22 protein-coding genes are annotated in these 23,592 nt (G+C 39.5%); 21 read left to right on the top strand and 1 reads right to left on the bottom strand.

Annotated features, from left to right (window positions below):
* Nucleotides 1-5: 5 nt before the first annotated feature.
* The 3 genes from QM956_RS08565 to QM956_RS08555 all read left to right on the top strand — a co-directional run bounded on the left by QM956_RS08565 (nt 6) and on the right by QM956_RS08555 (nt 1,454).
* Entirely contained in the window at nt 6-518 is a 513-nt protein-coding gene (locus QM956_RS08565; protein WP_045612053.1) for a YiiX/YebB-like N1pC/P60 family cysteine hydrolase, read from the top strand.
* Nucleotides 502-1,152 (top strand): DUF1803 domain-containing protein, encoded by a 651-nt coding sequence (locus QM956_RS08560; RefSeq protein WP_080890743.1) that lies wholly within the window; start codon nt 502-504, stop codon nt 1,150-1,152. Before QM956_RS08565 ends, QM956_RS08560 begins: the two co-directional genes overlap by 17 nt.
* A gap of 101 nt (nt 1,153-1,253) precedes the next feature.
* Nucleotides 1,254-1,454 (top strand): CsbD family protein, encoded by a 201-nt coding sequence (locus QM956_RS08555; RefSeq protein WP_084886964.1) that lies wholly within the window; start codon nt 1,254-1,256, stop codon nt 1,452-1,454.
* Nucleotides 1,455-1,486: 32 nt separating this feature from the next.
* On the opposite strand, the gene QM956_RS08550 is transcribed toward QM956_RS08555, so the two are convergent.
* A complete protein-coding gene (locus tag QM956_RS08550) occupies nt 1,487-2,932 on the bottom strand; it encodes a UDP-N-acetylmuramoyl-L-alanyl-D-glutamate--L-lysine ligase (protein ID WP_414302436.1) in 1,446 nt (481 codons plus the stop codon).
* Between the two features lie 105 nt (nt 2,933-3,037).
* Between QM956_RS08550 and QM956_RS08545 the strand changes: the two genes are divergently transcribed.
* From QM956_RS08545 to QM956_RS08460, 18 genes are all read left to right on the top strand, one after another.
* Nucleotides 3,038-4,660, top strand: coding sequence for a putative polysaccharide biosynthesis protein (locus tag QM956_RS08545; protein ID WP_414302435.1), 1,623 nt, complete (start codon nt 3,038-3,040; stop codon nt 4,658-4,660).
* Between the two features lie 205 nt (nt 4,661-4,865).
* Nucleotides 4,866-6,824, top strand: a complete 1,959-nt coding sequence (locus tag QM956_RS08540) for a peptide ABC transporter substrate-binding protein (protein WP_414302434.1) — start codon at nt 4,866-4,868, stop codon at nt 6,822-6,824.
* Between the two features lie 313 nt (nt 6,825-7,137).
* Complete coding sequence (locus QM956_RS08535; RefSeq protein ID WP_414302433.1) at nt 7,138-7,593, top strand: hypothetical protein; 456 nt, start codon at nt 7,138-7,140, stop codon at nt 7,591-7,593.
* Between the two features lie 269 nt (nt 7,594-7,862).
* On the top strand, nt 7,863-8,957 hold the full coding sequence (locus QM956_RS08530) for a cystathionine gamma-synthase (RefSeq protein WP_153224094.1): 1,095 nt from the start codon (nt 7,863-7,865) through the stop codon (nt 8,955-8,957).
* Nucleotides 8,958-8,964: 7 nt separating this feature from the next.
* A complete protein-coding gene (locus QM956_RS08525) occupies nt 8,965-10,131 on the top strand; it encodes a MalY/PatB family protein (RefSeq protein WP_414302432.1) in 1,167 nt (388 codons plus the stop codon).
* 92 nt (nt 10,132-10,223) lie between these two features.
* Nucleotides 10,224-13,322: a pilus expression-regulating Snf2 family helicase gene (locus tag QM956_RS08520; RefSeq protein ID WP_414302431.1), complete on the top strand. Its 3,099-nt coding sequence runs from the start codon at nt 10,224-10,226 to the stop codon at nt 13,320-13,322.
* A 47-nt stretch (nt 13,323-13,369) separates the two neighbouring features.
* The gene (locus tag QM956_RS08515) at nt 13,370-13,987 is read left to right on the top strand and encodes a divisome accessory protein ZapJ (protein WP_261022944.1); all 618 of its coding nucleotides are present in this window, start codon (nt 13,370-13,372) and stop codon (nt 13,985-13,987) included.
* Nucleotides 13,988-13,997: 10 nt separating this feature from the next.
* A complete protein-coding gene (gene murC / locus QM956_RS08510; RefSeq protein WP_414302430.1) occupies nt 13,998-15,332 on the top strand; it encodes a UDP-N-acetylmuramate--L-alanine ligase in 1,335 nt (444 codons plus the stop codon).
* Between the two features lie 9 nt (nt 15,333-15,341).
* Nucleotides 15,342-15,815, top strand: coding sequence for a GNAT family N-acetyltransferase (locus QM956_RS08505; protein WP_261057172.1), 474 nt, complete (start codon nt 15,342-15,344; stop codon nt 15,813-15,815).
* Entirely contained in the window at nt 15,805-16,317 is a 513-nt protein-coding gene (locus tag QM956_RS08500) for a GNAT family N-acetyltransferase (protein ID WP_261022938.1), read from the top strand. The genes QM956_RS08505 and QM956_RS08500 overlap by 11 nt, the downstream gene beginning before the upstream one ends.
* 61 nt (nt 16,318-16,378) lie before the next feature.
* Nucleotides 16,379-18,073: an endolytic transglycosylase MltG gene (gene mltG / locus QM956_RS08495; protein ID WP_261022936.1), complete on the top strand. Its 1,695-nt coding sequence runs from the start codon at nt 16,379-16,381 to the stop codon at nt 18,071-18,073.
* A 60-nt stretch (nt 18,074-18,133) separates the two neighbouring features.
* Entirely contained in the window at nt 18,134-18,616 is a 483-nt protein-coding gene (gene greA, locus QM956_RS08490; protein ID WP_000818748.1) for a transcription elongation factor GreA, read from the top strand.
* A 75-nt stretch (nt 18,617-18,691) separates the two neighbouring features.
* Nucleotides 18,692-20,056, top strand: a complete 1,365-nt coding sequence (locus tag QM956_RS08485; RefSeq protein ID WP_060627822.1) for an amino acid permease — start codon at nt 18,692-18,694, stop codon at nt 20,054-20,056.
* A 100-nt stretch (nt 20,057-20,156) separates the two neighbouring features.
* Nucleotides 20,157-20,567, top strand: a complete 411-nt coding sequence (locus tag QM956_RS08480) for a GNAT family N-acetyltransferase (RefSeq protein WP_414302429.1) — start codon at nt 20,157-20,159, stop codon at nt 20,565-20,567.
* A 351-nt stretch (nt 20,568-20,918) separates the two neighbouring features.
* On the top strand, nt 20,919-21,764 hold the full coding sequence (locus tag QM956_RS08475) for an ABC transporter ATP-binding protein (RefSeq protein WP_414302428.1): 846 nt from the start codon (nt 20,919-20,921) through the stop codon (nt 21,762-21,764).
* A gap of 15 nt (nt 21,765-21,779) precedes the next feature.
* A complete protein-coding gene (locus QM956_RS08470) occupies nt 21,780-22,508 on the top strand; it encodes a hypothetical protein (protein ID WP_414302427.1) in 729 nt (242 codons plus the stop codon).
* Nucleotides 22,509-22,893: 385 nt separating this feature from the next.
* The gene (locus QM956_RS08465) at nt 22,894-23,103 is read left to right on the top strand and encodes a helix-turn-helix transcriptional regulator (RefSeq protein ID WP_173875948.1); all 210 of its coding nucleotides are present in this window, start codon (nt 22,894-22,896) and stop codon (nt 23,101-23,103) included.
* On the top strand, nt 23,093-23,581 hold the full coding sequence (locus QM956_RS08460) for a DUF6773 family protein (protein ID WP_261015952.1): 489 nt from the start codon (nt 23,093-23,095) through the stop codon (nt 23,579-23,581). The genes QM956_RS08465 and QM956_RS08460 overlap by 11 nt, the downstream gene beginning before the upstream one ends.
* Nucleotides 23,582-23,592 lie beyond the last annotated feature (11 nt).

The raw sequence follows: 23,592 nt of genomic DNA, 5'->3' as shown, positions 1-23,592 counted from the left end.
GAAGCATGTTAGAAAATGGCGATTTGATTTTTGTGAGAGATGAGTCAGATATGGGGCAGGCCATCCAGACTTCCACAGGCAACTATAACCATGTTGCGATTTGTTTGGATGGGATGATTTACCACGCTAGTGGACAGACTGGTGTTGTCTGTCAAGAACCGGCAGACTTCTTTGAGTCCAATCACTTGTACGACCTCTATGTTTACCCAGAAATGGATATCCAGTCTGTGAAGGAAAAAGCTTGCAAATATCTAGGAGCACCCTACAATGCTTCTTTCTATCCAGATGGAGAAGGTTTTTACTGTTCCCAGTACATGGCAGAAATCCTACCGATTTTTGAAACCATACCTATGAAATTTGGGGATGGGGAGCAGGAGATTAGTGATTTTTGGAGAGAGTATTATAGAGAACTAGGCCTACCTGTCCCTTTGAACCAAGCTGGGACCAATCCTAGTCAGTTGGCAGCATCGCCTCTGTTAGAATGTAAAGAAAGGAATCTTCATGATTCAGATTTTTAATCCATCTCGTTTGACAAGACAGCCATTTTTTAGAGAATTGATCCGCTATCTGGACCAGCATGAGGATGTTATTTTGCGAGAAATTAAGGCTCAATTTCCAGATATAGCAGTTGATAAACTCATGGAAGAGTATATAAAGGCAGGCTTGATTCTACGAGAAAATAAGCGTTATTACCTTAATCTTCCTATGCTTGAATCACTCGATAGTCTTGAACTGGATCAAGAGATTTTTGTCAGCGAAGCTAGTCCGGTCTATCCAGCCTTGTTGGATCAGAGTTTTGAGACAGAATTACGAAATCAAACCAATGCAGCTATTTTAGTTGAAAAGACGGACTTTGCGAGATCAAAAATGACCCTGTCCAATTATTTCTACAAGGTCAAACATCAGTATCCTTTGACAGAAAAACAGCAGGAACTCTATGACATTTTGGGAGATGTCAATCCTGAGTATGCTCTCAAATACATGACAACTTTTTTGCTAAAATTTCTCAAAAAAGATCAGCTTATGCAGAAACGTCGTGACATCTTTGTGGACAGTTTAGTTGTCCTAGGTTATATTGTCCAAAATGAAGATGGAAAGTATGAGTTGGCTATCGATTTGGATAAGGAAAGATTAACTTTCTACTTGGCCTGATTTTTTGTTTCTGAGCACATTATTTGACTTTCCTTAGTATTCGGTATAAACTATATGTAACCGGTAACACATATCGGAATAAAATTAAAGGAGACAATCATATGTCACTTGAAAACAAATTGGAACAAGCAACAGGCTCTATCAAAGAAGGATTTGGTAAAGTTACTGGAGATAGCAAGACTGAAGCAGAAGGCGCTGTAGAAAAGACAGTTGCTAAGGCAAAAGAAGTAGTTGAAGACGTTAAAGGTGCTGTAGAAGGTGCCGTTGAAGGTCTTAAAAATTCATTTAAGAAAGAAGACTAAAAAAATCAAGGGAATAGTTCCCTTGATTTTTTTTATAGATAACGTTCTGCGACGGCTGCATCTCCTGGATAGGCTTCTTTCTTGCCTTGGACGATTTGGTAGCAATCGGCTCCCTTACCAGCAATAATGACAGCATCTAATTCGTGATTTGTGATAGCCATAGCTGCCTTGATGGCTTCTTGGCGATCCGCAATTTTTTCAACAGGATGATTGATGTAGCTACTAATTTCATCTGCAATGGTCATTGGGTCTTCATAGTTAGGGTCATCAGCAGTCAGAAAAACTTGAATCTCAGGATGTTGATTGAGGAGGAGGCCAAAGTCCTTACGACGGCTTTCTCCCTTGTTTCCTGTCGAACCTAAGACCAGGGCAATCTTTCCTGTTTGATGAGTCTCTACAACATTGATTAGTTTTTTGAGACTGTCACCATTGTGGGCGTAGTCGATGAAAACCTTGGCTCCGTTTTTCTGAGTGAGGACTTCCATACGACCAGGAACACGGGTTGCAGCGATTCCTTTTTTGATGTCCTCAAGACTAGCTCCGAGACGAAGGCAAGCAAGTCCAGCAGCAACGGCATTTTCTTGGTTGAAGTGGCCAATGAGTTGAATATCATAATCTCCAACGAGTTTACCCGTAGCTGAAAAGCCAAAGGCTTTGGAATTCTCGATTTGGTTATCAGACTGGCTACCGTAGAAATCATGATCTTGATCTTCCACCTGTTCTTTTAGTACAGAGAAGTGGTCCATGTCACTGTTAATGATGACTGCTCGGCTATTTTTCATCAAGAGACGCTTGTGGTAGAAGTAGTCTTCAAAGCTAGGGTGTTCAATCGGGCCGATATGGTCTGGGCTGATATTGAGGAAAACTCCCACATCAAAGGTTAGGCCATAGACACGTTTGACTAGATAGGCCTGACTGGATACTTCCATGATGAGGTGGGTACGGTCATTTTGCACAGCCTGATTCATCATGTCAAAGAGGTCAATACTCTCAGGGGTTGTCAATGTAGACTTAAAGAAATTCTTGCCATCTAGAGTTGTATTCATAGTCGACAACATTGCAGGTCGATGCCCTTGAGATAAGATGTTATAAGCGAAATAGGCTGCTGTTGTTTTACCCTTAGTACCAGTAAAGGCAAGGAGTTTGAGTTTTTCCTGTGGATTTCCATAAAATTCCATAGCTACCAAACTCATGGCTTTCTTGATATCGCTGACGATAATAGCAGGAATACCAACCTCATAATCTTTTTCAGCCACATACCAACCGAGGCCTTGAGAGATGGCAGAAATCAGGAATTCCTTCTTAAAGGCAGCACCCTTGACGAAAAAGAGGCTCTTCTCTTTGGCCTTGCGGCTGTCATAACAGATGGTGTCAAATACGACATGGCTGTAGTTGTAGTGATAATGTCCTTGGTCGATAATCTCACGGAAGAGACCATCTTTTTTTAAAATATCTAATACGGTTTCAATCTTAATCATACTTTCTATTGTAAACCGAAAGTCGTAAATTTACAAGTGACAAGGAAAAGTTTATAATGGAAGATGAGGAATTTTTCCTAGTTATTAAAATTAAATGAGGAATCTATGTCTAACGAAAACAATCACCAGCAGGCCCAGATGTTACGGGGGACTGCTTGGTTAACGGCTAGTAACTTTATCAGTCGCCTGCTTGGGGCTATTTATATTATCCCCTGGTATATCTGGATGGGGTCTTATGCAGCTACGGCCAATGGTCTCTTTACCATGGGTTACAATATCTATGCCTGGTTCTTGCTGGTTTCAACAGCGGGGATTCCAGTTGCGGTGGCCAAGCAAGTGGCTAAGTACAATACCATGCGAGAAGAAGAGCACAGCTTTGCACTGATTCGGAGCTTTTTAGGCTTTATGACGGGACTAGGTCTGGTCTTTGCTTTAGTCTTGTATGTCTTTGCTCCTTGGTTAGCAGACTTGTCGGGTGTGGGTAAAGACTTGATCCCAATCATGCAGAGCTTGGCTTGGGCGGTCTTGATTTTCCCTTCTATGAGTGTGATCCGAGGCTTCTTCCAAGGGATGAATAATCTCAAACCTTATGCCATGAGTCAAATCGCTGAGCAGGTCATTCGTGTTATCTGGATGCTTCTAGCTACCTTCATGATTATGAAAATGGGTTCAGGAGATTATCTAGCAGCGGTTACCCAATCAACCTTTGCTGCCTTTGTCGGCATGGTAGCCAGTTTTGCAGTTTTGATCTATTTCCTTGCTAAAGAAGGATTACTTAAAAGAGTTCTTGAAACAGGAGATAAGATTAATAGCAAGCGTCTCTTGGTCGATACCATTAAGGAAGCTATTCCTTTTATCTTGACAGGCTCTGCCATCCAACTTTTCCAGATTCTGGACCAGATGACCTTTATCAATAGTATGAGCTGGTTTACCAATTATAGCAATGAAGACTTGGTTGTCATGTTTTCTTATTTCTCAGCCAATCCTAATAAAATTACTATGATTTTGATTTCTGTTGGGGTTTCAATTGGTAGTGTAGGCTTGCCACTCTTGACGGAAAACTATGTCAAGGGGGATTTGAGAGCAGCTTCTCGTCTCGTTCAGGACAGTATTACCATGCTTTTCTTATTCCTACTGCCAGCAACGGTTGGAGTGGTTATGGTAGGAGAACCTCTCTATACTGTCTTCTATGGCAAGCCAGATAGTTTGGCTATGGGCTTGTTTGTCTTTGCAGTTTTGCAGTCTACTATTTTAGGCTTGTACATGGTCTTGTCTCCAATGCTTCAGGCCATGTTCCGCAACCGCAAGGCAGTTCTCTATTTTATCTATGGTTCTATTGCCAAGCTAGTCTTGCAACTTCCAACCATCGCTCTCTTCCACAGTTATGGGCCTTTGATTTCAACAACCATCGGTCTCATCATTCCTAATGTTTTGATGTATCGGGACATTTGCAAGGTAACTGGTGTTAAGCGCAAGGTGATTTTGAAACGAACCATTTTAATCAGTTTGTTAACTCTTTTCATGTTTCTAGTAGTTGGGACATTGCAGTGGATTTTAGGATTTGTCTTCCAACCAAGTGGACGTTTGTGGAGTTTCCTATATGTAGCCCTTGTCGGTGCCATGGGTGGAGGAGTTTATGGAATCATGAGTCTCCGTACCCGTTTGTTGGATAAGGTGATTGGAAAAGCTCAAGCAGATCGCTTACGAATCAAATTAAAGTTAACTTAAAAAAACATTTATAAATAAAAGGGATAATTTGAACATTTCTATCATGAAATGCTTGAACTATTCTCTTTTTTATTAATTTGTATTATATTTTTTATAATTTGTAGATAGTAATTTAATTTTTCTTAAATTTTACTTAAAAAACTATTGACTAAATAAAACCTGTAATGTATAATAAGACAAATATTTAAATCAGGAGGTTCTGGAGATGAAAAAGTCTAAGGCCAAGTATGCAACACTTGCAGGTGTCGTGTTAAGTGCAGGTATTTTGTTAAGTGCCTGTGGAAATTCTAGCACAGGGTCAAAAACATATAATTATGTTTATTCAAGTGATCCGTCTAGTTTGAACTATCTAGCAGAAAACCGTGCAACAACAAATGATATTGTGACCAATCTGGTAGATGGTCTTATGGAAAATGACCAATACGGGAACTATGTTCCATCCTTGGCAGAGGATTGGAGTGTTTCTCAAGACGGTTTGACCTATACCTACAAACTTCGTAAGGATATTAAGTGGTATACTGCAGATGGAGATGAATATGCTCCTGTAATTGCTCAAGATTTTATAACTGGTCTTAAGTATGCAGCTGATAAAAAATCAGAAGCCTTGTACCTAGTTCAAGACTCTGTTGCTGGTTTGGATGACTATATCAACGGGAAAACAACTGACTTTTCAACTGTAGGTGTTAAGGCGATTGATGACCAAACTGTTCAATATACCTTGACACGACCAGAATCTTACTGGAATTCAAAAACAACATCAACCATTCTCTTCCCTGTTAACGCTGATTTCTTGAAATCAAAAGGGGATGATTTTGGGAAGGTAGACCCATCTAGCATATTGTACAATGGACCGTTCTTGATGAAATCCTTTGTTTCAAAATCTGTTATTGAATTCAAGAAAAATCCGAACTACTGGGATGCTAAAAATGTCTTTGTAGATGATGTGAAATTGGCCTATTATGATGGTAGTGACCAAGATGCACTAGCTCGTAACTTTGTCGAGGGGGCCTATAGTTATGCTCGTCTTTATCCAAATAGTTCAAGCTTTGAAGGGATTAAAGAAAAGAATAAGGACAATATCATCTATAGCTTGCAAGATGCTACTTCTTACTTTTTAAACTTTAACCTAGATAGAAAATCTTATAAATTCACTTCCAAGACAAGTGATGCTGAAAAGAAATCGACTCAGGAAGCGGTTCTTAATAAAAACTTCCGTCAAGCCATTAACTTTGCCTATGACCGTACAGCTTACGGGGCTCAATCCCAAGGAGAGGATGGTGCAACTAAGATTTTGCGTAACCTAGTCGTTCCTCCAAACTTCGTAAGTATCAATGGCAAAGACTTTGGTGAAGTAGTAGCCTCTAAGATGGTTAACTACGGTAAGGAATGGCAAGGAATTAACTTTGCAGATGCCCAAGATCCATACTACAATCCTGACAAAGCCAAGGCTAAATTTGCTGAAGCTAAGAAAGAACTCCAAGCTAAAGGAGTTCAATTCCCTATCCACTTAGATAAAACTGTAGATTTGACCAATAAGGCAGAAATTCAAGGAATCAATTCCATGAAACAATCAATTGAATCTGTCTTGGGGGCAGATAATGTTGTGATTGATGTTCACCAACTCTCTACTGAAGACTTTGATAATACAAGCTATTTAGCTCAGACTGCAGCTCAGAAGGATTATGATCTTTACAACGGTGGCTGGAGCGCAGACTATCAAGATCCATCAAGCTACCTTGATATTTTTAATATTAATTCTGGTGGAGTGTTGCAAAATCTAGGTTTAGAACCAGGTGAAGCCAATGATAAGGCCAAGGCTGTTGGGCTAGATGTCTATACTCAAATGTTGGAAGAAGCCAATAAGGAGCAAGATCCAGCTAAACGTTATGAAAAATATGCAGATGCCCAAGCTTGGTTAGTAGATAGCTCTCTAGCAATTCCAAACGTTTCACTGGGTGGAACACCAACATTGAGAAAAATCGTTCCTTTCTCAACACCATATTCACTGGCTGGTAATAAAGGAGTTGAATCATATAAATACCTCAAATTACAAGATAAGACAGTTACAAAAGACGAATATGAAAAAGCTAAAGAAAAATGGCTGAAAGAAAAAGAAGAATCCAATAAAAAAGCCCAAGAAGAATTGGCAAAACATGTCAAATAAGGGTTTTTCAAGAAAAACGATGGTTTCCAAGGAAGCTGTCGTTTTTTAATAGAATGACGACAAATTTGGAAGAAAAGTTCTTACACTTTTAGATTATTTATTAGGAATATGATATAATAAGTATGATAAAAGTTGTGAGAAGCTATTTTAGAAGGGCTCTCATAGCTAGTTGAAGCATACATAGATTAAATTGATTTTATAGGAGGGATGCCATCTACTATAAAAGTAAGATATAACGCAACAAATGATAAGTTCTTCTTTTATGTGAAGAGTTCTTATTTGCCTATTTACTAATAGCTATGGAGGTAGTATCATGGGCGCTATTATGGAGTTTGCAACAGAAAAACAGATTGCATCATTTCTCTCAACTTGTCATATCGAGGGACAAAAGAATTTTCTGATGGTCTTTAAGAAAAAGACATGGTTGAAATCCTTTGTTGATTTTTTCATTATAGGAGGTAGTTACTATGTTCAGTCGAGTGTGAAGCCTAAGATTCTGGCCTTTACACCTATGGGTATCTACTTGATGGACATCAGTGATGTAACTGAAAATCATTCTAATCAAGTCGTAGAGATGCCTTGGAATCAAGTTCAAGATTTTACTTATAAGCCAGTCTTGAATACAGTTAGGCTGAACTGGAACTATCAAAATGAAGCCTATATTTTTTCCGTGGATGTCGGTCAGGTTAGTCAGCATGTGGGCCAGTATCAATTTAACAAAGAGCATTATGACTATTTAGCCCAACAGGCTTTCTTTCGTTCACAGTAAACCCTAGCAATCATTGTCACAAAAGAATTTGGAAGCTTTTCTGGATTCTTTTTAGCTTTACTAGTTAGTACTCAATGAAAATCAAAGAGCAAACTAGGAAGCTAGCCGCAAGCTGTACTTGAGTACGGTAAGGCGACGCTGACGTGGTTTGAAGAGATTTTCGAAGAGTATAAGTCTATAGTTTAAAACTATAACCAGCTCTTGAAAAGAAGAAAATGAGTTGATGAAAATAAGTGGTACAATAGTTACTATAGATTTGGAGGAATTGTATGAGCAAGGAATTACACATTAACACAATTTTGGCCCAGGCGGGTATTAAGTCAGATGAAGCAACAGGAGCCTTGGTGACACCGCTTCATTTTTCAACGACCTATCAGCATCCAGAGTTTGGTCGATCTACTGGGTTTGACTATACACGTACTAAAAACCCAACTCGCAGTAAGGCAGAAGAAGTCTTGGCGGCTATTGAGTCCGCAGACTATGCCCTAGCGACTAGCTCAGGTATGTCAGCTATTGTACTGGCCTTTAGTGTCTTTCCAGTAGGTAGTAAGGTCTTGGCTGTCCGTGACCTTTATGGTGGTTCTTTCCGCTGGTTCAATCAAGTGGAGCAGGAAGGCCGTTTCCATTTTACTTATGCCAATACAGAAGAAGAGCTGATTGCCGAGTTAGAAAAAGACGTGGATGTCCTCTATATCGAAACGCCAACCAATCCTTTGATGTTGGAATTTGATATCGAAAAACTAGCAAAACTGGCTCATGCTAAGGGTGCCAAAGTGGTGGTGGACAATACCTTCTACAGCCCTATTTACCAACGTCCGATTGAAGATGGAGCTGATATCGTTCTCCATTCAGCAACCAAGTATCTAGCAGGCCACAATGATGTCTTGGCTGGAGTGGTTGTGACCAATAGTTTAGAACTATACGAGAAACTCTTTTACAATCTCAATACGACAGGGGCAGTCTTGTCTCCATTTGACAGTTATCAATTGATTCGTGGTCTCAAGACCTTGTCTCTTCGTATGGAGCGCTCAACAGCTAACGCCCAAGAAGTGGTTGCCTTTTTGAAGGATTCCCCAGCAGTTAAGGAAGTTCTCTACACTGGTCGTGGAGGCATGATTTCCTTTAAAGTAGCCGATGAAACACGCATTCCTCACATTTTGAACAGTCTTAAGGTCTTCTCTTTTGCGGAAAGTTTGGGTGGGGTAGAAAGTCTCATTACTTATCCAACGACGCAAACTCACGCTGATATTCCAGCAGAAGTGCGCCACTCTTATGGTTTAACAGATGACCTCTTGCGTTTGTCGATTGGGATTGAGGATGCTAGAGATTTGATTGCAGATTTGCGCCAAGCCTTGGAAGGATAAGACAAAGATGGGAAAATATGATTTTACAAGCCTGCCCAATCGTTTAGGGCACCATACCTATAAATGGAAAGAAGCAGAAACAGATAGTGAAGTCCTATCAGCTTGGATAGCGGATATGGACTTTGTAGTCTTGCCTGAAATCCGCCAAGCCGTGCAGACTTACGCTGATCAACTGGTTTATGGCTATACCTATGCCAGTGAAGAGTTAATTAAGGAAGTTCAAAAGTGGGAAGCCACACAACACGATTACCACTTTGACAAAGAGGCTCTTGTCTTTATCGAGGGTGTGGTGCCGGCCATCTCAACAGCTATTCAAGCCTTTACAAAAGAAGGCGATGCGGTTTTGATTAACACACCTGTCTATCCACCCTTTGCACGCAGTGTCAAGTTGAATAACCGTAGATTGATTACCAATTCTTTGGTGGAAAAGGATGGTCTGTTTGAGATTGACTTTGACCGACTTGAAAAGGATTTGGTAGAAGAGGATGTCAAACTTTATATTCTTTGCAACCCTCACAATCCTGGTGGACGTGTTTGGGAAAAGGAAGTGTTGGAGAAGATTGGCCAACTCTGCCAAAAACACGGTGTTTTCTTGGTTTCAGATGAGATTCACCAAGATTTGGCCCTCTTTGGTCACAAGCATCATTCCTTCAATACCATCAATCCTGACTTTAAAGAATTTGCTATCGTCTTGACTAGTGCCACTAAAACCTTTAATATTGCTGGAACAAAAAATTCATATGCAGTTATTGAAAATCCTAAGTTGCGAGTGGCTTACCAGAAACGCCAGTTGGCCAATAACCAGCATGAAATTTCAGGCTTGGGTTATTTGGCGACAGAAGCTGCCTATCGATACGGTAAAGATTGGTTAGAGGAACTCAAGCAAGTCTTTGAAGACCATATTAATTATGTGGTAGATTTATTTGGAAAAGAGACTAAAATCAAGGTCATGAAACCGCAAGGAACCTACTTGATTTGGCTTGATTTTTCAGCCTATGACCTGACTGATGAAACATTACAAGAGCTTTTGAGAAATGAAGCCAAGGTTATCCTCAACCGTGGTTTGGATTTTGGGGAGGAAGGAAGTCTCCATGCCCGTCTCAATGTAGCCATGCCTAAATCCCTGCTGCAAGAAGTGTGTCAGCGGATTGTGACGACTTTTGGTAAACTTTAAAAATCCAGCCTTCTAGGAGAAAAGTATCCTTAGAAGGCTATTTTCATAGGGGAAAATATGGTATAATAAAAAGATAAGGTAAAGGTAAAAATATGGCTAAATTGATTCCGGGGAAAGTCCGTATCGAAGGCGTTGCCCTTTATGAAACTGGTAAGGTTGACATTATCAAGGAAAAGAACAATCGGCTCTACGCTCGCGTTGCAGAAGAAGAACTGCGCTATAGTTTAGAGGATGATTTGGTTTTTTGTGCCTGCGATTTTTTCCAAAAGAGGGGCTACTGTGTGCATTTGGCAGCTCTGGAGCATTTTCTGAAAAATGATGAGCGTGGTCAGGAAATCTTGCAAAGTCTGGAAGAAGGTCATGAGGAAAAAGAGGCCGTTGAAACCAAGGTGACCTTGGGCGGCAAATTTTTGGAACGAATCTTATCTCCAAAATCAGACCGAACCTATGAGTTGTCAGCTGTGGGTCAGGTGGAAGCAGGAAGCAATCATATCTTGTGGACTCTGAGAATCGGGCAAATCAATAGCCAAAAATACTACGTTATTCGGGATATTCCACTCTTTTTAAAAGTCGTCGAGAAGAGAAAACCTTATATGATTGGTAAAACTTATGAGGAGTCTCTATCTTGGGAAGCCTTTAATGAGGAAAGTCAAGAGCTTCTGACTTTCTTAGGCGGACTAATGGAGGAAGGACTTAGTCCAGAGCTTTTTTTCCAAAACCAAGGTCGGCATCTCTTTTTCCCTCTGACTTTTTTTGAGCAGGGTGTGAATTTACTGATGACCTTGCCCCATTTTCAATTTGACCATCAAGTGGATAGCTACCAGACTCTACTTTTTCAGGATATGCATGCGGATGCTAATCTATTTGCCTTTACAGTAACAGAATACTCAGATTATTTTGAAATGGAAATCGGTGAGAGTCCAAGGGTTAATGTCTTTTATCAGGGAGCTGTGCTTTTCCATAAAGGACAGGTTTATTTTCTAACAGACCAGCAGATGTGCCTTCTCAAGGAAATCAAAGCGCTGCCTTTGGATCAACATGGAAAGAAATACCTGCAATTTGATAGTAGTGACCGAGATAAGTTGGCTTCTTGTTTAACTCTTTTTAGCCAGATGGGGACCGTTTCAGCTCCAGAACGTCTACAAATCAAAACTTTTACACCCTCTTTTTACTTTGATAGGGAAGAAGATAATCGGATTCGTTTAGAAATTCAGTTTGATTATGGAAATAGACAGGTATCTAGCCGACAAGAGCTAGAAGAATTACCTTTTTCGAGTGATGCTGACTTAGAAGAAAGAGTTTTTCAAGTCTGTTTGGCAGCTGGCTTTGAAGCAGATTTTCAATCTTGGCGTCAGGCCTTAAAAACAGAGTCTGTTTATCATTTCTTCCATGAAATCATTCCAGTCTTTGAAAAACTCGGGCATGTTGACCTATCAGACAAGTTAGAAGAGCTTTATAGTCTAGCAAGCCCTCAAGTGCAGATTGCTTCCAAGGGAGGTCTCTTGGAAATTCAGTTTGATTTTCAAGATATTGCCCAAGAGGAAATCGACCAAGCCATGCAGGCCTTGGTTGCCAATAAGGATTTTTACATTGATTCGTCCAATCAAGTCTACTTTTTCGATGAAGAAACCAAGAAAATTCGCCAAAATCTACAGGAACTGGGGCAGCTTGAATTAAAAGATGGGGCCTTGCAGGCTCGAAAATCCTTGGCTTATAGTTTAGCTCATCTCTTTGAAGGGCGTGACCGTGTTTCTTTTTCACAAGAATTCCAGAATCTGGCCCACGATTTGACGCATCCAGAGGACTTTCCTTTGCAAGTAACTCAGGTTAAGGCTGACTTGCGAGACTATCAGGAAAAGGGAATCGGATGGCTGCAAATGCTCCATCATTATGGTTTTGGTGGGATTTTAGCTGATGATATGGGATTGGGAAAAACCCTTCAGACCATTGCTTTTTTGACCAGTCAAGTGACAAAAGAAAGTCGGGTTTTGATTCTGGCTCCGTCAGGTTTGATTTACAACTGGGCAGATGAGTTTCAGAAATTTGCCCCACAGTTGGATGTGGCTGTTGTTCATGGTTTGAAAGCTAGTCGTGAAGAGATTCTTACTGAAAGCCATCAAATCTATGTGACGAGCTATGCTACCTTCCGTCAGGACAGTGAGCTTTATCAGGGGATGGCCTTTGACTTCCTTTTCTTAGATGAAGCTCAGGTTATGAAAAATGCCCAGACCAAGATTGCTCAGACCTTGAGACAATTTGTGGTGCCGTCAGTTTTTGCTCTTTCAGGAACTCCTATTGAAAACCATCTGGGTGAGTTGTGGTCTATTTTCCAAATCGTCATGCCAGGACTTCTGCCAAGCAAGAAAGAATTTATGAAATTGCCAGCTGAGCGCGTAGCTCAGTTTATCAAGCCTTTCGTTATGAGGCGCAAGAAAGAAGAAGTTCTGACTGAATTGCCAGATTTGATTGAAGTAGTTTATAAGAATGAACTGGAAGACCAGCAAAAGGCTATCTACCTAGCCCAGTTGCAACAGATGAGAGATAGATTGGCTCAAGTATCGGATCAGGAATTTCAGCGAAGTCGTGTGGAAATCTTGTCTGGTCTGATGCGCTTGCGTCAAATCTGTGACACCCCTGCCCTCTTTATGGAGGATTATCAGGGAGCCAGTGGCAAACTGGATAGTCTCCGAGATCTGCTGGTACAGGTGGCAGACGGCGGACACCGTGTCTTGATTTTCTCGCAGTTCAAGGGAATGTTGGAGAAAATTGAACAAGAACTGCCAGACTTGGGATTGACTTCCTTTAAAATTACGGGTTCAACCCCAGCCAAGGAAAGACAAGACATGACCAAGGCCTTTAACCAAGGGGAAAGAGATGCCTTTTTGATTTCTCTTAAGGCTGGTGGTGTCGGTTTGAACCTGACAGGTGCTGATACGGTTATCTTGGTTGACCTTTGGTGGAATCCTGCGGTGGAAGCGCAAGCTATTGGCCGTGCCCATCGGATGGGTCAGGAAGAAACGGTTGAGGTTTATCGCTTAGTGACCAAGGGAACCATTGAAGAAAAAATTCAGGAACTCCAAGAACAGAAGAGACATCTGGTGTCACAAGTATTGGACGGCACAGAGTCACGTGGCAGTCTGACCCTGGCAGAAATTAGAGAAATTTTGGGAATTTCTGAAGCCAGCACTTGAAAAATCAAGACAATACGCTATAATGAAGTGTTGAAAGGAAATAGAAAATGAGAGAAGAACGATTTCCATTGGTGTCAGATGATGAGGTTATACTGACTGAGATGCCGGTTATGGACCTCTATGATGAATCTGACTTTATCAGTAATATCAAGGGAGAATACCGTGATAAGAATTATCTGGAGTGGGCCCCTATTACTGAAGAAAAACCAGCAAAACCGATTGAAAAGCCAGTAGAGAAACCTAAGAAGGCTGGTTTAGGAGTTAAAAAAGAAGGAAAGAGCTATGCGGAGGTGGCGCGTGAAGAAGCGCGTGCGGATTTGAAAAAGAAACGATCAGCAAGTTATCTGACTAAGGATATTACTCCTACAAGACGCCATTCTCAGCCAAGTCTGGTTAGACAGGGCAATCAACCTACCGCGCCTTTCCAAAAGGAAAATCCTGGTGAATTTGTTAAATATAGTCAAAAATTGACCCAGTCTCATTACATCTTGGCGGAAGAAGTTAGCAATATTTCGACTCAAGCTGAGCCAAAAGAAACTTCAAACCCAAAGAAAAACAACTATGATTTTCTAAAGAAGAGCCAAATCTACAATAAAAAGAATCAACAAAAAGAACAAGAACGTCGGGTTGCCCAAGAGTTGAATCTGACCAGAATTACAGAATAGGGGAGAAAACATGCCAAAGACATATCATTTTATCGGAATTAAGGGATCAGGGATGAGTGCCTTGGCCTTGATGTTGCACCAAATGGGGCATAAGGTACAGGGTTCAGATGTTGAAAAGTACTACTTTACTCAACGTGGTCTTGAGCAGGCAGGAATTACCATTCTTCCTTTTGATGAAAAGAATCTAGACGGTGATATGGAAATCATCGCTGGAAATGCCTTTCGTCCAGATAACAACGTCGAAATTGCCTATGCGGACCAAAATGGCATTAGTTACAAACGCTACCATGAGTTCCTAGGTAGCTTTATGCGCGACTTTGTTAGCATGGGAGTTGCTGGAGCGCACGGAAAAACTTCAACAACAGGTATGTTGTCTCATGTCTTGTCTCATATCACGGATACTAGCTTCTTGATTGGAGACGGGACCGGTCGTGGTTCAGCCAATGCCAAATATTTTGTTTTTGAATCTGACGAATATGAGCGTCACTTCATGCCTTACCACCCAGAGTACTCTATTATCACCAACATTGACTTTGACCATCCAGACTATTTTACAAGTCTAGAGGATGTTTTCAATGCCTTTAACGACTATGCTAAACAAATTACCAAAGGTTTGTTTATCTACGGTGAAGATGCTGAATTGCGTAAGATTACGTCTGATGCACCTATTTATTATTATGGTTTTGAAGCAGAAGGTAATGACTTTGTAGCTAGTGATCTTCTTCGTTCAACAACTGGTTCAACCTTCACGGTTCACTTCCGTGGACAAGAGTTGGGACAATTCCACATTCCAACCTTTGGTCGTCACAATATCATGAATGCGACAGCCGTTATTGGTCTTCTTTACACAGCAGGATTTGATTTGAACTTGGTGCGTGAACACTTGAAAACATTTGCCGGTGTTAAGCGTCGTTTCACTGAGAAAATTGTCAATGACACAGTGATTATCGATGACTTTGCCCACCATCCAACAGAAATCATTGCAACCTTGGATGCAGCTCGTCAGAAATACCCAAGCAAGGAAATTGTTGCAGTCTTCCAACCGCATACTTTTACAAGAACCATTGCTTTGTTGGACGAATTTGCTCACGCTTTGAACCAAGCGGATGCTGTTTATCTAGCCCAAATTTATGGATCCGCTCGTGAAGTAGACCATGGAGATGTTAAGGTAGAAGACCTAGCTAATAAAATTAACAAGAAACACCAAGTGATTACTGTTGAAAATGTTTCTCCACTCCTAGACCATGACAATGCTGTTTACGTCTTTATGGGAGCAGGAGATATCCAAACCTATGAATACTCATTTGAACGTCTTTTGTCCAACTTGACAAGCAATGTTCAATAGGCTATTCTCATGGAAATTCCAATTAAGATCATTCAGGCAAGTAAGTCTGATTTGACTGAGATAGAGACACTTCAGGCCACATCTTTTCCAGTTGAAAAGCAGCAACCTTCCCATATTTTAGAAGAAAGTATCCGTAAGTATGCGGATACCTTTCTTCTAGCTAGGGATGAAAATCAGCTTCTGGGCTATGTTCTAGGTGGTCCTTACCCACATAATCCGAAATGTCTAGAAATACATTCTTTAGTCATCGAGGCTGACCATCAGAGACAGGGCTTGGGAACGCTTCTTCTTGCGGCTTTGAAAGATGTGGCAGTTGAGCTGGATTACAAAGCTATTCGTTTGAAGAGTCCGGATAAGTTGCTTTCCTATTTTGAAATGAACGGTTTTATTGATGAAGAAGAGACAGATTCGCTTTATGCAGCTAGTCAAGGTTTTAGTATGATTTGGTTTAATCTCTTTTTTAGGAGGCAAAATGGAAATTAGGAAAGCAAGATTAGAAGATTTGGATCGTATCGTTGAGATTGAACTAGAAAATTTCTCGATTGAAGAAGCCATTCCTCGCTCTGTTTTTGAGGCGCATTTGCGAGAAATTCAGACCTCGTTTCTGGTTGCAGAAAAAGAAGGTAGAATCATGGGGTATATAGAAGGACCAGTTGGCTCCCACCGTCATCTGCAAGATCAGTCCTTTACAGAAGAGATAGAAGATTATAGTCATGAGCCTGGTGGTTATATCTCTGTGACCTGTCTTTCTATTGCCGAGGAGGCACAGGGAATAGGACTAGGTCAGAAATTGCTAACAGCTTTGAAAGAACTAGCTCTTGAACACGAAAGAGAAGGCATTAACCTAACCTGTCATGACTATCTCATTACTTACTACGAAAAACATGGATTTATCAATGAAGGCCAGTCCCAGTCAACCTTTGCAGGGGAAACATGGTATGATATGGTCTGGGAAGCTAAAAAATCAGCTAGAAAAGCATGCTAGGTTGCTTTTCTTTCGTTTTTAAGATATAATATTATGGATTGTCAACGAGGAGGATAAACTTTTGAGTGAAAAGTCAAGAGAAGATGAAAAATTAAGCTTTAAAGAGCAGATTTTACGTGATTTAGAAAAAGTAAAACGTTATGAAGGGATTCGCCAAGAGACCACTGAACTTGCAGAGAAAAAAGAAGCCCTATTTGTCCCTGAAACAAAACTCGCAGATGAAGATGTTATGGTTGCATCCCTATCAGCTGTTGAAAAAATTATGGAGAATGCACCACGTGTTCCAAAACATCCTAGTGAGGATATGCCTGCATCACCGGCAGATGAATCGAGAGTAGAAGCTCCGATTACTCCTCGTCACCCTAGTCAAGATGTTCCAGCTTCACCAGTTGAGGCAAGTCCATCAAGACCGGTTCCAGGGCCAGAGACTAATCGTCCAAAAAAGGTCGAAGAAGATTTCAACGTAACTCCAACAAGAGTAGCTGTTTCTTATAAGACTGAAGCTAAAAAAGAGCCTCAGAAAGAAGTAACAAAACCAGAACCAGTTATGGAAACGGAAGCTGTTGAAGTCATTTCTGAAACTCCGAGTCGTAGTCGTCGTGAGACTGTTAAACCTGTCAAGAAGAAAAAATCACATTTGAAGGCTTTCTTCATTTCTCTACTGATTTTCCTTGCCTTGATTTCGGCAGGTGGCTACTTCGGTTATCAGTACGTCCAGTCATCTTTATTACCAGTTGACGCTAATTCTAAGAAGTATGTAACTGTTCAAATCCCAGAAGGAGCCAATGTCCAAGAAATTGGCTCAGCACTTGAAAATTCTGGTGTGATTAAACACGGAGTGATTTTTGCTTTTTATGCTAAATATAAGAATTATTCAGATTTGAAGGCTGGATATTACAATTTGCAAAAGAGCATGAGTACAGAGGATATCATTAAGGAACTCCAAAAAGGTGGTACTCCTGAACCTCAAGAACCTTCACTTGCAGATTTAACGATTCCAGAAGGATATACGATTGATCAAATCGCCCAAGCTGTAGGCCAATTACAAGGTGAATTTAAAGAGCCTTTGACAGCGGAAGCTTTTTTGGCTAAAGTTCAAGATGACAACTTTATCAGTCAAGAAGTTGCTAAATATCCAAACCTACTCGAAAGCTTGCCAACGAAAGAAAGTGGAGTTCGTTATCGTTTAGAAGGATTCCTCTTCCCAGCGACATACTCTATCAAGGAAAGCACAACTATTGAAAGTTTGATTGATGAGATGTTGGCAGCTATGGATAAGACCTTGACTCCGCACTATAGTGCAATTAAGTCTAAAAACTTGACAGTCAATGAATTGCTAACAATTGCTTCACTTGTTGAAAAAGAAGGTGCTAAGACTGAAGACCGTAAGTTGATTGCAGGTGTCTTCTACAATCGTTTGAACCTTGGTATGCCACTTCAAAGCAATATTGCAATCTTGTATGCCCAAGGGAAACTTGGTCAAAATATTAGCCTAGCAGACGATGCTGGAATTGACACATCGATTAATTCACCATACAATGTTTATACCAAACCTGGTTTGATGCCTGGTCCAGTAGATAGTCCAAGTCAGGACGCGATTGAAGCAAGTATTAACCAAACAAAGAGTGAGAACCTCTACTTTGTAGCCAATGTTACAGATGGCAAAGTCTATTACGCAGTGACACAGGAAGAACATGATCGTAATGTAGCTGAGCACGTCAATAGCAAACTTACTCAAAATAGTAGTTCAAACTAAGACTACAAAAATGAGAATCTCAGATAGAGATTCAATACTATCGAAAGAAAGTTGAGAAAAATGGCAGAAAAAACATATCCTATGACCCTTGCGGAAAAGGAAAAACTTGAAAAAGAATTAGAAGAATTGAAATTGGTCCGCCGACCAGAAGTGGTAGAACGCATAAAGATTGCTCGTTCATATGGTGACCTTTCAGAAAACAGTGAATACGAAGCGGCTAAGGATGAACAAGCCTTTGTTGAAGGACAAATCTCTAGCTTGGAAACAAAAATCCGTTATGCTGAAATCGTCAATAGCGACTCAGTTGCCGATGATGAAGTGGCGATTGGTAAAACAGTCACTATTCAAGAAATTGGTGAGGACGAAGAAGAAGTTTATATTATCGTAGGTTCAGCAGGTGCGGATGCCTTTGCAGGTAAGGTTTCAAATGAAAGCCCAATTGGACAAGCCTTGATTGGTAAGAAAACAGGTGATACAGCAACTATTGAAACACCTGTTGGTAGCTATGATGTAAAAATCTTGAAGGTTGAAAAAACAGCCTAAAAATAAAAAAAAGGAGTGAGGAGGCAGTGCGCTTCACTCACTCCTTTTTCCATTTTAAATTGAATTGGAGACGTTATGAGTTCAAAGAAGAAAAAAAATAAGATGGAGCGTGGTCTGACCAATCGTCACGTGCAGGTTATGGCCATTGCGGGAACAATTGGAACAGGACTCTTTTTGGGAGCAGGTCGCTCTATCAGCCTAACAGGTCCTTCTATTGTACTAATTTATATGATTACGGGAGCATTCATGTTCCTCATGATGCGTGCGGTTGGGGAAATGCTCTACCAAGACCCTGAGCAACATACCTTTATCAACTTTATCACGCGCCATTTAGGTAAGGGCTGGGGTTATTTCTCGGTTTGGTCTTACTGGCTATCCGTTGTCTTTATCGGTATGGCGGAAATCACTGCTATCTCTCACTATGTTCAGTTCTGGTTCCCTAGCTGGCCAAGTTGGATGATTGAGATTGGATTTTTGACTATTCTAGCCTTGGTCAATTTGATTGCGGTGAAACTTTTTGGGGAAGTTGAGTTTTGGTTTGCTATGGTCAAGATTGTGGCTATTTTAGCTATGATTGCCACAGGAGTCTTTATGGTCTTGACAGGCTTTAAGACACCACATGGAGTAGCAAGTTTGGCTAATATCGCCGACAATTTCTCACTATTTCCTAATGGTGGAGTTAACTTTGTCATGGCCTTCCAGATGGTTTTCTTTGCCTATCTCATGATTGAGTTTATCGGGGTAACGACTTCAGAAACAAAAAATCCACGTCAGGTCTTGCCAAAAGCCGTTAAGGAAATTCCTTTGCGTATCGCCTTTTTCTATGGAGGTGCTCTCTTAGCCATCATGGCTATCATTCCGTGGCGTGAACTTGCATCGGCTGATTCTCCCTTTGTTACAGTATTTGAATTGGCAGGTGTCAAGTGGGCAGCAGCCTTGATTAACTTTGTCGTCTTGACGTCAGCAGCATCTGCCCTTAACTCAACTCTCTACTCAACAGGTCGTCATTTGTATCAGATTGCCCATGATTCGCCAAATCGCTTCCTAAAAGCAATTAAGGCAGATACTCTCTCTCGCCACAACGTGCCACAAAATGCCATCATTGCCTCAGCAATCTTGATTGCCCTAGCAGCCTTTATCAACATCTTGCCAGGTGTGTCGGATGCCTTTGCCTTGATTACGGCATCATCATCAGGTGTCTATATCGCGATTTATATCTTGATTATGGTGGCTCACCTTAAATACCGCAAGTCACAGGACTTTATGGCGGACGGCTATCTCATGCCCCATTATCGTTTCCTAAATCCCTTAACCATGCTCTTCTTTGCCTTTGTCTTTGTAACTCTCTTTTTACAAGAGTCTACATTTGTAGGAGCAATCGGTTCAGCTATCTGGATTATCGGTTTCGGGATTTATAGCCAGTGGAAATTTAGAAAATAAATTTGAAACTCATCAACTTAGATTGGTGGGTTTTTGCTAGTTTGACAGTCTATTGAAATAAGACTATAATTAAGCTGTAACAGTATTTGAGGAGATTTGGATGTACTTTAGATTGGAAAATAAGGAATCCCATAAATCACAAGAAATAGGGAATCTGATTCGTGTTTATAACCGTTCAAAAAGAGAAGAAGCTGAAAGTGAGCCACTTAATCTTTATGTCGAAGATGAAAAGGGCAATCTCCTGGCAGGTTTGATAGCAGAGACTTTTGGAAATTGGCTAGAAATCGAGTATTTATTTGTAAAAGAGGAACTGAGAGGGCAAGGAATCGGTTCAAAACTATTGCAACAGGCAGAAAGTGAAGCTAAGAATCGAAACTGTCGTTTTGCCTTTGTCAATACTTACCAATTTCAGGCACCGGACTTTTATCAGAAACATGGCTATAAGGAAGTCTTTTCTTTGCAAGACTATCCCTACACAGGAAAAAGATTTTATTACCAAAAGGATTTGTAAGGTGAGTATGAAAGTATAAGGCAAAGGGGAACTTGACATAAGTCTCGATAAATACCAGTAAAATCCTACAAATTGTGTCTTTCTAGACGATATTGAGGACAATACAATTGTAGCTAAGACATTAGATGTGAAATCCTACGATGCTGTAGATGTTTTGAGAAAATTGAATAAGCAGAAAACTCTCTATCATTTAGGTGGTAGAGAGTTTTTTGTTAATAAAATTTTACAAAATGACATTTATATATTGCATTAAGTTAGATATATGATATAATGTTGTTAAAAAGAGGCGCAACTTTTTAAAATTAATGAGAATCAAAGAGAAAACCAAGAATGTTAATGGAGGAATAAAAAATGGAAGTTATAAATGTAAGTAAGCATTATGCTCATTCAATCATTCTCAAAGATATAAATTTTGCACTTAATAAGGGTGAAATTGTTGGTCTAGTAGGGAGAAACGGAGTTGGCAAGAGTACATTGATGAAAATTCTTGTTCAGAATAATCAACCGACTTCAGGGAATATTATAAGTAGTGATAATGTTGGGTATTTAATCGAAGAACCAAAATTATTTTTATCTAAAACAGGTTTAGAGAATTTAAAATATTTGTCAAATTTATATGGTGTTGACTACAATCAAGAAAGATTTGGAAGTTTGATCCAAGAGTTAGATTTGACTCAGTCTATTAATAAAAAAGTAAAGACCTATTCTTTGGGTACAAAACAAAAATTAGCTTTGCTTCTAACTCTCGTTACGGAACCTCATATATTAATTTTAGATGAACCGACTAATGGTTTAGATATTGAATCATCACAAATAGTTTTAGCGGTTCTAAAAAATTTAGCTTTACATGAAAATGTGGGAATTTTAATATCGAGTCATAAATTAGAAGATATTGAAGAAATTTGTGAGAGGGTTCTTTTCTTGGAGAACGGGCTTTTGACATTTCAAAAAGTAGGAAAAGATAGTCATAATTGCTTGTTTGAGATAGCTTTTTCATCAGCTACAGATAGAGACATTTTCATTACCAAACAAGAATTTGGGGATATTGTTCAGGAACAGGGACTGAGAATTACTATGTCTGGGAATATTCAAAGTAGTGAGCTTTTTAAATTTTTTAACGAAAACTCTATTAAAGTAGTTGATTTTGAAACTAAAAAAGAGACGCTTAAAGATATTTATCTAAATCGTTCAAAATAAAGGAAGGTTATAATCATGAAATTAAATAAATTGAATTTTCTTAAGGAAAATATAAGAGATTTATATTCATCAGGCGTAATATATCTCGGATTGGTTATCTCGTTTATACCGCCGATATTGGTTACATTCTTTATTCTAAAGACTCAAGGGACATCACTTGGTATTAAGCATATTTCAAATTTTTATGCTATGCTCGGTATGTTAATGGCTGTTATACATGCTAACCGAATTATTAGCAGGGATTTTTCCCACAATACGATCAGTTTATTTTATAATCAACAGAAAAATCGGATGATTTACGTTTTGTCCAATTTTCTATATGCCATCTCAGTTTCCATTATTTATGCTTTGAATGGTATGGTGTTACTAGTCATCGTAAGTAAATTGGGTGTTCCAGGTGCTTTAGGATTAGATTTTATAGCAGCCATTGTAGTCAATACAATTTTGTTAGTCCTATTTTATTTTCTATTATCTTACATTTTCTATTTATACAAATTGAAAAGTGGCTTGGTATTTGGTATTTTAGTAGCTTTACTACTCTTTATCCCTAATATATTAAATACGATTGTGATGAATACTAGTAATGATTTGTTTATCAAAGCAATTGAACTTCTTCCTTTTTATTCCTTACCTGTATTTGTTGCTTCAAATACGATGTCTATTAGTCAGTATCTTGTGGTAATCACTACAATCATTTTATTGTATTTTTTCACTCTCAAGAAAAGTAAGGAGTATTCATTTTAGTTTCGTTTAGGATTATTTTGCAGACTTAAAATCCAGTAAAAAAATCAGTCATCTTTGTATGCTCCTGCTCTTGCTATGCACACGTTTTTGTCTTATGCTAGACTCATTTCTAAAAGCATTATATAATAGTGATATGAAAGTAACTAAACTAAACAAGAAATACAAGCAATCAAAACTCGTTTAAAAGACTCTACTAAAGCTAATACTAAATAAAAAATCAAATAGCAAGCTAGGGAGTTTATTTCAAACAATCCAACATACTGATTTTAGGCTGAAGATAATATTGGAGTGCTAATTAATGAGGTTATAACAAATAGCTGACAGCTTGTAATAGTTTTGGATTTTTTAAGAGCAGATGAGTATTAAAACTATAAGGAGGACGCAGGTGGCTAAAAATTTAAAATTAAAATTAGCTCGTGTTGAGCTTGATTTAACACAAGGTCAACTGGCAGAGGCTGTTGGGGTGACGCGCCAGACTATTGGTTTGATAGAGGCGGGAAAATACAATCCCAGTCTCTCGCTTTGCCAGTCTATTTGCAGATGTTTAGGGAAAACCCTAGACCAACTATTTTGGGAGGAAGAAGATGGTAACTAAATTCATTCATTATCAATTACTTGACGAAAGAGAAGAACAACTAATCAATAAAGCTGGGGCGGAATCCTTTACCCTCTTCATTGGACTGGTGCTTCTAAGCTATTTGGTGGCTGTATTAGCTCCCTCTCTTTTTAATCCGAATTTTCTAGTCTATACTCTGATAGTAGGAATTTTCTTCTTTTTCAATCGTGCCCGTTATCTGGGAGTGACCTACTATAGTCGTTTTCATTTTACAATTTTAGGGTGTTTGCTGGTAACTCTCGCTATTACGACTCTTTTGATGTTGCAGAATTATCAATTTAACATAGAAATTTATCAGCACAATCCTTTGAACGTTAAATACTTATCTGCTTGGGTCATTACTTATCTGATTTACCTTCCTTGGGTTTTTATCGGCAATCTCGGTCTTAAAAGTTATGGAGAATGGGCTCAGAAAAAGTTTGAACAAGATATGGATGAACTGGAGAGTGGAGAATAGCTTGTTACTCT

The sequence above is a fragment of the Streptococcus mitis genome (genome assembly GCF_047460035.1).
Classification (GTDB): Bacteria; Bacillota; Bacilli; order Lactobacillales; family Streptococcaceae; genus Streptococcus; species Streptococcus mitis_DW.
This window is presented reverse-complemented; position numbering and strand designations above follow the sequence as displayed.